This is a genomic window from Burkholderiaceae bacterium (assembly GCA_024235995.1).
Classification (GTDB): domain Bacteria; phylum Pseudomonadota; class Gammaproteobacteria; order Burkholderiales; family Burkholderiaceae_C; genus Ottowia.
The window spans coordinates 141,763-155,000 of sequence record JACKLI010000001.1 but is presented as its reverse complement, the minus strand read 5'-3'; the positions used below and the strand labels follow the sequence as shown (position 1 = coordinate 155,000).

Here is a 13,238-nt window from a genome sequence, read left to right as displayed (position 1 = left end):
CCAAGCGCTCAGGGCTTGAGGTAGGCGAACTGCTCGTGGTTCTGCAGCTGCCCGATGCGCACCACGCCCGAGGGCGTGAAGTCGGCGTCCATGATGAACTGGTCCTTCTTGAGGTTGCGGTTGCGCAGCGTGATCTCGCACACCTCGAAGCGCACGCCGCGCGCCTTCAGGGCGCTGACCAGCGAGGCGTAGTCGATGTCGGGGTTCTTGGCGTCCTTGGCGCCTTCCATCAGGAAGTCGACGCCGTTGGCGTGCGTCACCACGACGATCCGGGTCGCGGGCGCCACGTCCAGGTGGTTGCGGATGTTGCGCAGGCCCTTGGTCGCCTGGTGGGCGGCGTCGTCGATGTGGTACACCACCCTGTCGCCGCCGTTCTTCTTGTCCTGCGCCCAGGCGGTGGCGCCCGCCGTCGCCAGCACGGCGGCCAGAACGTTGCGGCGCGCGGCCAGCTTGCGAAATTGAATGCCCATGGTTCGACTCTCCGGTGCCTCTGTGATCCAAAACCTCAAATTAACACATTCGCCGCGCGCCTGCGTGCTGGACCTGGACGGCACGCTGGTCGACACGCTGGGCGACTTCGAGATGGCGCTGGCGGCCATGCTGCGCCAGCTGGGGCGCGCGCCGCTGCCGCGCGCGGCCATCGCCTGCATGGTGGGCAAGGGCTCGGAGCACCTGGTCGAGGCGGCGCTGCAGGCCACGCAGCCGGCGCAGGCGGGCGACGCCGACCCGGCCCTGTTCGATCGCGCCTGGCAGCTGTACCAGGACGCCTACGGGCCCATCAACGGCCGCCACAGCCACGTCTATCCGGGCGTGGTCGACGGCCTGCGGGCGCTGCGCGCGCGCGGCCTGCCGCTGGCGGTGCTGACCAACAAGCCGCGCGCCCACGCGCTGGTGCTGCTTGCGGCCAAGCGCCTGGACGGGTATTTCAGCCAGGTCTTCGGCGGCGACAGCTTTGCGCGCAAGAAGCCCGACCCGCTGCCCCTGCTGCAAACCTGCCGCGCGCTGGGCACGCCGCCCGCCGCCACGCTGATGATCGGCGACTCCAGCAACGACGCCGCCGCCGCCCGCGCGGCCGGCTGCCCGGTGGCGCTGCTCAGCTACGGCTACAACCACGGCCAGCCGGTGGACGAGGTGGACGCCGACGGCTGCTTCGACAGCCTGCCCGAGCTGGCGGCGGCGCTGGCGCGGGCAAATCTGATCGAATCGGGGCCGGCATGAGCGCGCCGGGCCGCTCCCAAGCGCGAATCCCGCAGCGCGCAGCGCGGAGGGTCGTCCAGTGACGTCCTCCCTGCCCGAGCTGCTGCGCCGCGCGGCGGCCGACCCCGAGCAGCTGCACTGGCAGAGCTGGGCGGCGCTGGCGCCCGGCCCGGCCCTGATCGTGCTGGGCGCGGTGCATGGCAACGAGGCCTGCGGCGCGCACGCCATCGCGCACACCATCGCCGACCTGCACGCCGGCCGCCTGCGGCTGGCGCGCGGCCGCCTGACCCTGGTGCCGGTGGCCAACCCGCTGGCTTTCCAGCAGGGCACGCGCGGCGGCGAGCGCAACCTGAACCGCCATTTCGTGCCGCGCGCCGACCCGCGCGACTACGAAGACCGCGTCACGCGCCAGCTGGCGCCGCTGCTGGCCGCGCACGACGCGCTGCTGGACCTGCATTCGTTTCACACCGCCGGCGCGCCCTTTGCCATGGTGGGGCCGCTGGACAACCCCGGCCCGCGCGAGCCCTTCGCCCGCGCCGCCGAGGAGCTGGCGCTGGCGCGCGCGCTGGGGGTGCCGCAGGTGGTGCAGGGCTGGCTGGAGGTGTACGACCGCGCGGCCCGTGCGCGCGGCCAGCAGCCGGGCGACGACGGCATCGGCACCAACGAATACATGCGCAGCCAGGGCGGCTACGCCGTCACCCTGGAGTGCGGCTTTCACGATGACCCGCGGGCGATCGAGGTGGCCGCGCAGGCCATCCGCGGCGCGCTGGCGCACCTGGGCCTGGCTGCCGTGCCTGCGCCCGCGCCGCACGGCGGCCGCGTGGCGCGCCTGCACGAGGTGGTGCTGCGCGAGGCGCCGGGCGACACGCTGGCGCGCGACTGGCGCAGCTTCGACCCCGTGGCCGCCGGCGAGCTGCTTGGCACGCGCGCCGACGGCCGCGCCGTGCGGGCCCAGCGCGCGGGCTGCGTGCTGTTTCCGTTTCCCGAGTCGCAGGTGGACCAGGAGTGGTTTTACCTGGCCGAGCTGGATGCGGCTGGGCAGCCCTGATCCCGCGGCAAGACTCCAAAAAAACGGCCGCGCGATGCGCGGCCGTTGACCGGAGGCTGGCAGCAGGCCGCGTCAGTGCGCGCGCCGGCGCAGCGCGCCCCAGCCCAGCAGCAGCATCAGGCCGCCCAGCGCCGCCAGGACCCACTCGGCCATGGTCGGCACCGGGGCGGGGGGCGTGGCCGGCGGGGGCACCCAGCAGGCCTTGGCCACGTTCGTGAAGCTGTGCGAGTTGCTCACTGCCTGCCCGGCAATGGTGCCGCTGACGGTGTTGGTCAGCGGGCTGGCCAGGTTGCCATCGTCGCAAGCCAGCTTGGCGTCAAAACAGGCCTGCTGGGGCTCGCCGTCCCACACCACCGAAACGTAAGGCTTGGGGTCGGTGTTGAAGGGTGCCACGTTGGTGATGTTCATCAGTTCCACTTCCACCGTCAGGCTGGCGGTGTTGCCCGAGATCGGGTAGGCGCTCAGGTCGATCGGGAAGGTGGCGGTCACGCCATTCCAGGCCGGCAGCGGGTTGCCGTCGACACCGCGGATGGTGACCTTGGCCGAGCCGTAGTCGCTGGCTTGCAGGCCCGTGAGCGTAACGCGCGCCCAGGTCAGCCTGTGGGCTTTGCCGTCGCAGTAGCTGCCGGACGGATTGGCCTGGATCGCGACCTTGGTCTGAACCTTGCAGGCGCCGCCGTCGATGGAACTCGTGGCGCCCAGGATGCCTGAATCGCCCAGTGACCAAACGCAGGTCGGGGATGCAGGATCGATGGTTGCTTCGTAAAAGTAGTAGCCAAAGCCTAACAGGCCGTTGAAAAATCCCCTGCGAGCGTCCGCGTCGGCCGCTACGATCTGAAGCCATCCCGCAACAACTGCGACAAGAAAGATGAGAGGCAACCAAGACTTCCAGGGGGCGATGTTCAGCTACATCAGCCTTGAAGAAAGAGTGCCAGCGGCACACCCGCTGCGCAAGTTGCGCGCCGTGGTGGATGCGCTGCTGGCGAGCATGAACAGCGAGTTCGAAGCGGTGTACGCCCGCCGTGGCCGACCGTCGGTGCCGCCGGAGATGCTGCTCAAGGCCTTGCTGCTGCAAATCCTGTTCTCCATCCGCAGCGAACGCCAGCTGGTCGAGGCGGTCAACTACAACCTGCTGTACCGCTGGTTCGTCGGCCTGAACATCGAGGACAAAGTTTGGGACCACTCCACCTTCAGCGCCAACCGCGAACGCCTCTTCAACGAAGACCTGGCGCGCGCCTTCTTCGAGCGCGTCAAGCTCAGCGCCCAGTGGGGCCGGCTTGCCAGCGACGAACACTTCAGCGTGGACGGCACGCTGATTGAGGCCTGGGCCTCGCACAAGAGTTTCAAACGCAAAGACGACGACAGCGGCACGCCACCCGGACGCAACCCCGAGGTGAACTTCAAAGGGCAGGAGCGCTGCAACGGCACCCATGCCAGCACCACCGATGCCGATGCCCGGCTGTTCAAGAAGAGCGCGGGCGACAAGTCCCGCCTGTGCCACATGGGGCACATCCTCATGGAGAACCGCAACGGTCTGATCGTGGATGTGGAGATCACACATGCCAGTGGCACCGCCGAGCGCGAGGCGGCGCTGGCGATGCTCAAACGCCGGGGCAACAGGAACAAGCGGGCCACGGTCGGCGCCGACAAGGGCTACGACAGCAAGGCCTTCATCAAGGGCTGTCGCCGGCTCTTGGTCACGCCGCACGTGGCGGCCAAGGACAAGCACTCTGCAGTCGATGGGCGCATCAAGCGCCACGAGGGCTACAAAACCAGCCTCAAAGTGCGCAAGCGAATCGAGGAGGCCTTTGGCTGGATCAAGACAGTGGGCGGTCTGGCCAAGACCAAATTGATCGGTCAGGCCAAGCTCGCGGGCCAGGCGCTGCTGTGCTTTGCCACCTACAACCTGGTGCGCATGGGCAGTCTGGGCGGTTGGTGGGACGCGCATCATGCGTGAACCATGGGATACGTGCGCCCGGAACGGGCAAAACGGCCTGCAAACAGGCCGAAATGGCCGCTCCAATCGCTGCGCAGGCCAGTTTGCGCGATCCGTTTCTTCGAAATCCACGACCCTGGCGCGTTCGATGAGCATTTTTTCAACGGCCTGTTAAGCTTGGGTCATAGCTTGCGCAGGGGGCATTGGTCGTCCAGTCCCAGCACATCTTGGCGCTGCTGGTTTGCCAAAATGTGCGGCTGTTGGGTACTGCAGGGCCATCGGCCAGGACCGCTGCGCCCAAGGAATCCAGGTTTGTGCCTGAAAACGCCAACGGATTGCTGTCCGCATAACTCGCAAATGCGGCTTGGGTCGTGGTCACGTCCGATCCATTCAGGTCGTAGCAGCGCGTGCCTGGGGACACCCTTCCAAGGCAAAACCCATTGGTGACCCCCGATGTGCTGGCCGTTGGCATGAACATTCCGCTCTTGCTGAATGTCGAGGGCGTGAATCCGGCGCATGCGGCGTTCGTGGCCATGTCAAAGCACACCAGCGTGGTTTGAACGGGACTTGCGCTGACCGCCTGCCAGTACAGCTTGGAGCCGATCTGGCCCACGCCGTCGTTGGCGTCGTAGCCGGTCGTTGCTGGCGCCCCGGCGACGGCAAATGTGCCCGCCGAGTCAGTGCCTGCGCAGGGTGTGAAGGTTGCGGTGTCGAAACACAGCATGCGGCCATTGGCACCGTTGGCATAAAAGCGGCTACCGGCGTGACCGCCGGTGAGGGTGAAATACCACCATCCGGATGCGGTGGGGTTGGGGATCACGGGTGCATTGCTGAACACATACGAGCCACAGCTGGTGTTGTCTTGCAGGTTGGCGCAGACGACGGCTGGCTTTTGCGTGGCCTGGTCCTTGACCCAGAAATACATGCGGCCGGTGTTGCGGTCCAGGTATTCGGCAATTTCCAACGACGTTTCGTACCAACTGCCCGATGAAAACGCTGCCCCCGCAGCGGCAGGCACGCTGGTTGGGAAGCCTGGGCACGCGACAGCCGTGGCCTGGTTGCCGCAATACAGCGAATCGCCACCGTTGTGGTGATAAATGGAGTACACCTTGCCGTTGTAGGGGATGGCCCGATAACCATCGCCGCCCGTGCCGCCGCTGGCGCTGGCGCTGGGCGGCGTGGGCACCGTACCCAAGGTCGAGGTGGCCGCCATGTAGGCGCTGCCCGTGATCTGCACGTTGGTGACGCCCGAGGCAGGCTCCACCCCCACGTAGCTGGTGCCGCCGTTGGTGGACCAGGCGCCCGTGGCGTTGCCGGGCAATTGCAGCGAGCCGGCGACGTATTGCAGGCCCGGTGGAATCGCGTCCTGCACGTTGACCTGGGCGGCCGTTTGGCCCGCCGGCAGGCCCAGCGAAATGGCGTAACGCACGGTGCGGCCAGCTTGCGTGTCCGTCGTGCTTTGGGTGGTCAGATCGCGCCCGGTTTTGGTGACGCTTTGGGCGTGTGCCGCGCCAGCCAGCGCCAGAACACCGGCCAGGCCGGCGACAAGCATGCGTCGCAGCGCGCGCGGCGGATGACGCCCGGCATTGTTGATGAGGGCCAATAAGCTCATTTTTCTCTCTCCCTGTGGGTTTGTTGGCTGGGGGTGGGGTGAAGGCAAAAATTGTATCGTTGTGTGGCAAATCTGTAAGTTATCGCTGCATCTGGAAATTTTATCGCAACACCATCGCAGCCAGGTACCAGCGCGGGGCCGGGTTTTTGCTGCCCGTGTCCACGCGGCAATGGGTTTTGCAGCGGGGGAGGCCAATGGTGGTGTACGCCGGCCTGCAGGCTGTCGATGCGGCTGCGGACGAGGTGATTGGGGAACACCTCCCCGAGCCGAGGCGCTGGCCTTTGCTACACTGGACGCCATGTTCGCTCTTTGCACTGTCATCTCGCCGCTGGGCCTGGCCGCCCAGGGGGCGTGGCCCTGGCGCAAGCCGGCCCACTGACACTGCTCGATTCGCGCCCGCAAGGGGCGCATGGGTGGCGCCCCGGCGGGGCGCCTGAATGGGAAGAACGAACGGCAGAACACGCTGCCCGGGGCGCTGGAGGCCCCATACCCGTGATCACCGAACTCGAATTCAAGAGCCTGGCCGGCCAGGGCTACAACCGCATTCCGCTGATGAGCGAGGCCCTGGCCGACCTCGAAACCCCGCTGTCGCTGTACCTCAAGCTGGCCGGCGGGCCGGGCGGCGGCAAGTACAGCTTCCTGCTCGAATCCGTCATCGGCGGCGAGCGCTTCGGGCGCTACAGCTTCATCGGCCTGCCGGCGCGCACCATCGTGCGGGCCAGCGGCTTTGGCGACGCCGCGCGCACCGAGGTGGTGACCGACGGCCAGGTGGTGGAAACCCACGCCGGCAATCCGCTGGACTTCGTCGACGCCTACCACCGGCGCTTCAAGGTGGCGCTGCGCCCGGGCCTGCCGCGCTTTTGCGGCGGGCTGGCGGGCTACTTCGGCTACGACGCGGTGCGCTACATCGAGAAGAAGCTGGAGCGCTCCTGCCCGCCCGATACGCTGGGCACGCCCGACATCCTGCTGATGCACTGCGAGGAGGTGGCCGTCATCGACAACCTGTCGGGCAAGCTGTACCTCATCGTCTACGCCGACCCGGCGCAGCCCGAGGCCTACTCGCGCGCCAAGCGGCGCCTCAAGCACCTGCGCGAGCAGCTGCGCTACTCGGTCAGCGCGCCGCAGCTCAAGCCCACGCCCAACTACCCGGCCGAGCGGCCCTTTGCCAAGGCCGACTACCTGGCCGCGGTCGAGCGCGCCAAGGGCCTGATCGCCGCGGGCGATTTCATGCAGGTGCAGGTGGGCCAGCGCATCAGCAAGCGCTACACCGAGTCGCCCCTGTCGCTGTACCGCGCGGTGCGCTCGCTCAACCCGTCGCCGTACATGATCTATTACGACTTCGGTGATTTCCACGTGGTCAGCGCCAGCCCCGAAATCCTGGTGCGACAGGAGCACACGGCCGAGGGCACCAAGGTCACCATCCGCCCGCTGGCCGGCACCCGCCCGCGCGGCGCCACGCCCGAGCAGGACAAGGCCATCGAGCAGGAGCTGGTGAGCGACCCCAAGGAACGCGCCGAGCACGTGATGCTGATCGACCTGGCGCGCAACGACATCGGCCGCATCGCCCAGACCGGCAGCGTGAAGGTGACCGAGGCCTTTGCCGTCGAGCGCTACAGCCACGTGATGCACATCGTCAGCAACGTCGAGGGCATCCTCAAGGACGGCCTGGGCGCGATGGACGTGCTGAAGGCCACCTTCCCGGCCGGCACGCTGAGCGGCGCGCCCAAGGTGCACGCGATGGAGCTGATCGACCAGCTGGAGCCCGTCAAGCGCGGCATCTACGGCGGCGCCTGCGGCTACTGGAGCTACGCCGGCGACATGGACCTGGCCATCGCCATCCGCACCGCCATCGTCAAGGACCAGGTGCTGCACGTGCAGGCGGCGGCCGGCGTGGTGGCCGACAGCGTGCCCGAGATGGAATGGCGCGAGACCGAGCACAAGGCCCGCGCTCTGCTGCGCGCCAGCGAGCTGGTGGAGGAGGGGCTGGAGTGAATGCCATGACGACCCATGATTCCAAGCCAAAAGTGGCTGCGGCCCGCACTCAATCAGTGCAGTCAGCTATCCATACAGAAGTCGTGACTCGGCTGCGCCAGGGCCTGAAGCCGGGCATCAAGCTGCTGATGATCGATAACTACGATTGAGGTCTACTGGCGTCTATCAACCTCCATGGAACAACTCTAAGTCTATGTTTTTAAAGGGTTGATCGTCCATCGAGCGATTCTGAAAGCTGGACAAATCCAGTGCTCATGTGTGTAATGGAGTGTGTAACGGGCCAAACTGGAGGCGTTATACACATGGCACTCACAGCACTCAATCTTCTCTCGGCGCGCAAAGTGGAAACGGCGCAGCCCAGGCCCAAGGTGTACCAACTCCGGGACGGAGGCAGCCTCTTTTTGCGCGTTCAGCCCAACGGCTCCAAGCTCTGGTGGTACCGCTACCGGCTGGGCGGCGCTGAACAGGTGTACTCAATCGGGGTGTACCCAAAGGTCACGCTGGAGGCAGCCCGTGCGGAACGGGACCGGGCAAAGGCGTTGGTCAAGAAGGGCCTCGTGTTGATTCATTTCCAAAGCTGGGCCATTTCGGGACGCATTCACGTTGAAATTTGAGCCACGTTGCCGCTCTATCCTGCTGAATTTTTCAGCACGGGGGAGCAGGAGTGATCAACGTGAGCACATTGAGCAAGTTACGCCGCCTCGTGCTGAGGCAGGACGTGTCGGTGCGCGAGGCCAGCCGGCGCCTGGGCATCTCGCGCAACACAGCCACCAAGTGGCTCAAAGACGGGCAGATGGCCGAACCCCGATACCCGCAGCGGGTGTCGGGCCCCAGCATCCTGGATCCGTACAAGGAGCAGTTGAGCCAATGGCTCAAGGCCGATAGCCATCGCAGCAAACGCGATCGACGCGGGATCAAGGCCATGTTTGAGGCGCTGCGCGCGCAGGGCTACAGCGGCAGCCGAGGGCCGGTCTACGCCTTTGCCCAGCGCTGGCAGCAAGAGCAAGGCAACGCTGCGCGTGGTGCGGGGTTCGTGCCGCTGAGCTTCGAGTTGGGCGAGGCGTTCCAGTTCGACTGGAGCTGCGAGTACCTGTTCATCGGCGGGCTGCGCCGCCGCCTGGAAGTGGCACACACCAAGCTGGCGGCCAGTCGCGCCTTCTGCCTGGTGGCGTACTACAGCCAAGCGCACGAGATGCTGTTCGATGCGCACGCACGGGCGTTCGCCCTCTTCGGTGGCGTGCCCCGGCGGGGCATCTACGACAACATGAAGACCGCTGTGGACAAGGTCGGCCATGGCAAACAGCGCAGCGTCAATGCACGCTTCGAGGCGATGACCGGGCACTACCTGTTCGAGCCGGAGTTCTGCAACCGGGCCGCCGGCTGGGAGAAGGGGGTCGTGGAGAAGAACGTTCAGGATCGGCGCAAGGACATCTGGCGTGAGGCCAGCGAGCGGCGCTGGGGGACGCTTGGTGAACTCAACGACTGGTTGCAGCAGGCCTGCGTGAAGGCCTGGGCTGAGATGAGTCACCCGGAATGGACTCAGCTCACGGTGGCCGATGTCTGGCAGGACGAACGTGCTCGTCTCATGCCCAACCCCCGTGCGTTTGATGGCTACGTGGAGCAGCCGGTACGGGTCTCTGCGACCGCACTGATCCACTTCCAGCGCAACCGCTACAGCGTGCCGTGTGAATGGATTCATGCGGTGGTCAGTCTGCGGGCCTACGCGGATGGCCTGCTGGTGGTCGGGCCCGATGGGCGACAGGTGCGCCTGGCGCGCAGCTTCGAACGTGATCAGACGCTCTACGACTGGATGCATTACATCGCGCTCATCGAGCGAAAGCCCGGCGCGCTGCGCAACGGCGCGCCCTTCAAGACCATGCCCGAGCCACTGCAGGAAATGCAGCGCCAGTTGCTGCGCCACAGCGGTGGCGACAGGGTGATGGCGCAGGTGCTCATGGGGGTGAGCCTGCATGGACTGGAGGCCGTGGTGGTGGCGGTAGAGCTGGCGCTGCAGTCCGGGCGGGTGAGTGCCGAGCACGTGCTCAACGTGCTCTCGCGTCTGAAGGAGCAGCGCGTGCCCGAGCCACCGGTGGCCACGATGCTCAAGCTCAACACGCCGCCACTGGCCAACCTGCAGCGCTACGACGCACTGCGCAACGTCCAGCCTCATGAGGCATCACCGGAGTCCGACCATGCATGACGTCATTGATGCCCTCAAAGCGCTGGGCCTGCACGGCATGGCCAGTGCCTGGCCGGAGGTACTGGGCACCGCCCGCATGAAGTCGCTGGATCATGAGGCCGTGCTGCACCAGCTCATCAAGGCCGAGACCGCTCAGCGTGAGGTGCGTTCCATGGCTTACCAGATGCGCGTGGCGCGCTTCCCTTCGCACCGTGACCTCGCCGGCTTTGACTTCGCCCACGCGCAGCTCGACGAAGCACTGGTGCGCCAGTTGCACACCCTTCGCTTCGTGGAGTCGGCGCACAACGTGGTGCTGGTTGGTGGCCCCGGCACGGGTAAAACCCACCTGGCCACGAGCCTGGGGATCGAGGCCATTCGCATGCATGGCAAGCGGGTGCGCTTCTTCTCAACGGTGGAGCTGGTCAACGCCCTGGAGCTGGAGAAGGCGCAGAACAAGGCCGGGCAAATGGCGCACCGCCTGATGTACGTCGATCTGGTGATCCTGGATGAACTGGGCTACCTGCCATTCACGCAGTCGGGCGGCGCGATGCTGTTCCACCTGCTCTCCAAACTCTATGAGCGAACGAGCGTGGTGATCACCACCAACCTCACCTTCTCGGAGTGGAGCAGCGTCTTTGGAGACGCCAAGATGACCACGGCCTTGCTTGACCGGCTCACGCACCATTGCCACATCGTCGAGACGGGCAACGAGAGCTGGCGATTCAAGCACTCCAGTGCCGCTGGCGCGGCTCCCCCAAAGCAACGCCCAAAGAGCCAGAAAGGAGATCGAAAAACAGCAGACCCGATAGACTTATCCACAACCGAATAGTCAAAGAATCCATCAACCCAGTGGCTCAATATTCAACGTGATCACTGGCTCAGTTGTGCTGATGAATCAACACTCATTCCAAAAAGAGCAAGGACTCATCGCGCGCGCCCTACGATCACACGAAGTTTGTGGAGTCCCGCAAGGTAATCATGCAGGACTGGGCTGACATCCTTGACTCATTGCAGGCAGGGAAACCCGTTGAAGGGGTCACGAAGGCGTTTGGCCCCATGTCGAAGCGTAGAACGGCGCTGCTCCGTGTCATAGAGCGCGAGTGATGTCTGCTGCTTGGCGAGTGGAATGCCTAATGCACGTGTAGCACCTTGAACTGAAGACGCAGAACGAGGACATTGGCACTCGACTAGGTTGGAGCATTCTTGGCGACCTGCAGTGCTCTGCGCTCGAACCGCTCTGAAACAACGTCGGCTTGTCCGCAGGGCCGCTGCAGGTGGGTCACGATCTCGTAGGGTCCGTCAGACAGCGGCCGTGTGTGAATGCCCCATCCCTGCGCATGCTCAATGCGCGATTGCGCGGATACCCCGACGCCGTAGCCGGCAGCGACCCATAGCGCGATCATCTCGAAGGAAGAGACACGCTGAATGTTCTGTTGACTCACCGCGGGAAGAGAAGGCAGCCGCTGATCCAGCAAAGGGCAATTCTCTGCAGGCCAGCGAAAGACGGAGTAGTCCAACAGTTCGGCGATCGTGAGCTTCGCCTGGTCAAGTAAGGGAAAGCGCAACGGCATGGCGACGGCCATGTTCTCGGTCCATAGAGGTTGGCTTTTCAGCGACGGATCGCTCGATCCTTCAAGCGTCATGCCCGCGTCGTAGCGGCCTTCCCGAAGTCCCGCAATCAAATCATCGGCTGTGACCTCATGAAACGAAATGGTGACTTCCGGCTCTTCCGCACGCTGCAACGCAAGCAATGCCGAAAGATGCGATGACGGTACGCCAGGCGCTATGGCAAGCCTGAAATTGGAAAAGGAAAACTGGCTGGTGGCGTCGTGCATGAGAGCCCCCACAAAGCGATCGGATCAAAAAGGCGAGCCACCATGATAGCCAAAAGAGATATCTTTAACGTGGTTAAATTCGGTCGATTGATCGACGCTTCTGGTGATGCAGAAGCGCAGCGTTCAACCGGGCCGCCCCCCTGGCACAACCACCTATGAAGCCGAGCCGGCACTGGCCTTCGGCCAAGCGGTGCGTGCTGCCCGCTTGGCGCAGGGAGTCGCTCAGGATGAATTCGCGTCCATGGCTGGTATAGCTCGCTCGCATATGGGCAAGATCGAGCGTGGGGAGCACATGCCCACGCTCGCATTGATACTGAAAATCTCCGCTGCCCTCAGCATAAGTGCGGCAGAGCTGATGAGTGCAACGGAACGCAATCTTCGTGCCGATGCCCAATCTTAAGTGGTGCGGTCCGTTGCGTCAGTCGCTCGAAGGGTCCCGGAGGCGGTCGATAAATCGCACCAGCGAAGCCGATGAGTTGCTGCTTTCGAGTCGAAGCAGGTAGGTGGTGATCACGGCTGTATCCAGCGCCAATGGACGGATCACCACGTCCGGTCGCTGGCTGACCGGAATCTTGGTCGCCGTCATGAAGCCCACGCCGTAGCCGGCACCGACCAAGGTGAGCATCATGTCCAGCGAGGAAACCTCCTCAACGACATTCAGTTTGTGTTCCTGGGTCTGCAGGAGGCGCGCCAACTCGCGGCAGTAGCCTTCGCACACCTGGGGATCGCACAGGACAAGAGGATGCCCCCGGAGTTCATGGAGTGGAACCTCCTTGTGGACGAGCAGTGCGTGCCGGGCTGGCAAGGCGACCACCAGCGGGTCCTGCCAGATAGGTTCGGCGACGATGCCATCACCGACGTCGGCGGTATGAGCGAATCCGATGCAGAAGTCGCCCGAGCGCAGGCCGCGCAACTGCTCGGCCAAAGGCACTTCGGACATCCGTATCTCGATCTCGGGTTCTTCGGCACGGCAACGGGCTAGAAACGCCGACAGCCGGGGATCGAGCGCGCCGTCGGATACGGCGATGCGCAGGCTGCCTCGCAAGCCCGCCGCGACAGCCTTGACGTTCTCGCGGGCCTGCTCCAGGACGGTGAATAGCCGGCGAGTGTCCTGCAGGAACACGGCACCCGCAGCGGTCAGTCGGGTGCCCCGGCGGTCCCGGTCGAAGAGCACAGCGCCTAACTCGTCCTCAAGCTCCTTGATGGCGCGGGACAGAGGAGGTTGCTCAATGTGAAGACGCTCAGCCGCCCGTGTGAAATGAAGTTCTTCGGCCAAAACGATAAAGCAACGCAGGTGCCGCAGTTCCATGAGCAATGTTCCTATTCAGGCGCTGACGACCTCCTTCTGTTTGCTCCACGCGATGCAGGTTGAAAACTTCTTTTAAGCGATGTTTTTTCATATGTTCTTGAGCATGAGATGTAGGCGTTCAACTTTTCCA

General features: G+C 64.9%; 13 protein-coding genes and 1 pseudogene. 9 read left to right on the top strand and 5 right to left on the bottom strand.

The features are described from left to right. Positions 1-8: 8 nt before the first annotated feature. Positions 9-470 (bottom strand): DsrE family protein, encoded by a 462-nt coding sequence (locus H6927_00740; protein MCP5216626.1) that lies wholly within the window; start codon positions 468-470, stop codon positions 9-11. Here H6927_00740 and H6927_00735 point away from each other — a divergent pair. Both H6927_00735 and H6927_00730 read left to right on the top strand, forming a co-directional pair. After that, entirely contained in the window at positions 469-1,218 is a 750-nt protein-coding gene (locus tag H6927_00735) for a phosphoglycolate phosphatase (GenBank protein ID MCP5216625.1), read from the top strand. The genes H6927_00740 and H6927_00735 overlap by 2 nt on opposite strands. Before the next feature lie 112 nt (positions 1,219-1,330). Then, positions 1,331-2,245 carry a succinylglutamate desuccinylase/aspartoacylase family protein gene (locus H6927_00730; GenBank protein MCP5216624.1) on the top strand — a complete coding sequence of 305 codons (915 nt, stop codon included), beginning with the start codon at positions 1,331-1,333 and terminating at the stop codon, positions 2,243-2,245. A gap of 72 nt (positions 2,246-2,317) precedes the next feature. On the opposite strand, the gene H6927_00725 is transcribed toward H6927_00730, so the two are convergent. Then, positions 2,318-3,124 (bottom strand): hypothetical protein, encoded by an 807-nt coding sequence (locus tag H6927_00725; GenBank protein ID MCP5216623.1) that lies wholly within the window; start codon positions 3,122-3,124, stop codon positions 2,318-2,320. On the opposite strand from H6927_00725, the gene H6927_00720 reads away from it, so the two are divergent. Next, positions 3,114-4,202 (top strand): IS5-like element ISCte5 family transposase, encoded by a 1,089-nt coding sequence (locus H6927_00720; GenBank protein MCP5216622.1) that lies wholly within the window; start codon positions 3,114-3,116, stop codon positions 4,200-4,202. The genes H6927_00725 and H6927_00720 overlap by 11 nt on opposite strands. Positions 4,203-4,341: 139 nt before the next feature. Here the strand turns inward: H6927_00720 and H6927_00715 are convergent, their stop codons facing one another. Further along, entirely contained in the window at positions 4,342-5,793 is a 1,452-nt protein-coding gene (locus H6927_00715) for a hypothetical protein (GenBank protein MCP5216621.1), read from the bottom strand. A gap of 492 nt (positions 5,794-6,285) precedes the next feature. On the opposite strand from H6927_00715, the gene H6927_00710 reads away from it, so the two are divergent. The 5 genes and pseudogenes from H6927_00710 (at position 6,286) to H6927_00690 (ending at position 10,793) form a co-directional block, all read left to right on the top strand. Next, a complete protein-coding gene (locus tag H6927_00710; GenBank protein ID MCP5216620.1) occupies positions 6,286-7,785 on the top strand; it encodes an anthranilate synthase component I in 1,500 nt (499 codons plus the stop codon). Between the two features lie 5 nt (positions 7,786-7,790). Continuing rightward, a complete protein-coding gene (locus tag H6927_00705; protein MCP5216619.1) occupies positions 7,791-7,934 on the top strand; it encodes a hypothetical protein in 144 nt (47 codons plus the stop codon). Positions 7,935-8,087: 153 nt separating this feature from the next. Next, a pseudogene (locus H6927_00700) lies at positions 8,088-8,342 on the top strand (DUF4102 domain-containing protein). Positions 8,343-8,458: 116 nt separating this feature from the next. Then, entirely contained in the window at positions 8,459-9,985 is a 1,527-nt protein-coding gene (locus tag H6927_00695) for an IS21 family transposase (GenBank protein ID MCP5216618.1), read from the top strand. Continuing rightward, positions 9,954-10,793 (top strand): ATP-binding protein, encoded by an 840-nt coding sequence (locus H6927_00690; protein ID MCP5216617.1) that lies wholly within the window; start codon positions 9,954-9,956, stop codon positions 10,791-10,793. Before H6927_00695 ends, H6927_00690 begins: the two co-directional genes overlap by 32 nt. 358 nt (positions 10,794-11,151) lie before the next feature. Here the strand turns inward: H6927_00690 and H6927_00685 are convergent, their stop codons facing one another. Continuing rightward, the gene (locus H6927_00685; GenBank protein MCP5216616.1) at positions 11,152-11,799 is read right to left on the bottom strand and encodes a substrate-binding domain-containing protein; all 648 of its coding nucleotides are present in this window, start codon (positions 11,797-11,799) and stop codon (positions 11,152-11,154) included. 106 nt (positions 11,800-11,905) lie between these two features. Here H6927_00685 and H6927_00680 point away from each other — a divergent pair, with 106 nt between their 5' ends. Next, positions 11,906-12,199, top strand: coding sequence for a helix-turn-helix transcriptional regulator (locus H6927_00680; GenBank protein MCP5216615.1), 294 nt, complete (start codon positions 11,906-11,908; stop codon positions 12,197-12,199). An 18-nt stretch (positions 12,200-12,217) separates the two neighbouring features. Here the strand turns inward: H6927_00680 and H6927_00675 are convergent, their stop codons facing one another. Further along, positions 12,218-13,108 (bottom strand): LysR family transcriptional regulator, encoded by an 891-nt coding sequence (locus tag H6927_00675; protein ID MCP5216614.1) that lies wholly within the window; start codon positions 13,106-13,108, stop codon positions 12,218-12,220. Positions 13,109-13,238 lie beyond the last annotated feature (130 nt).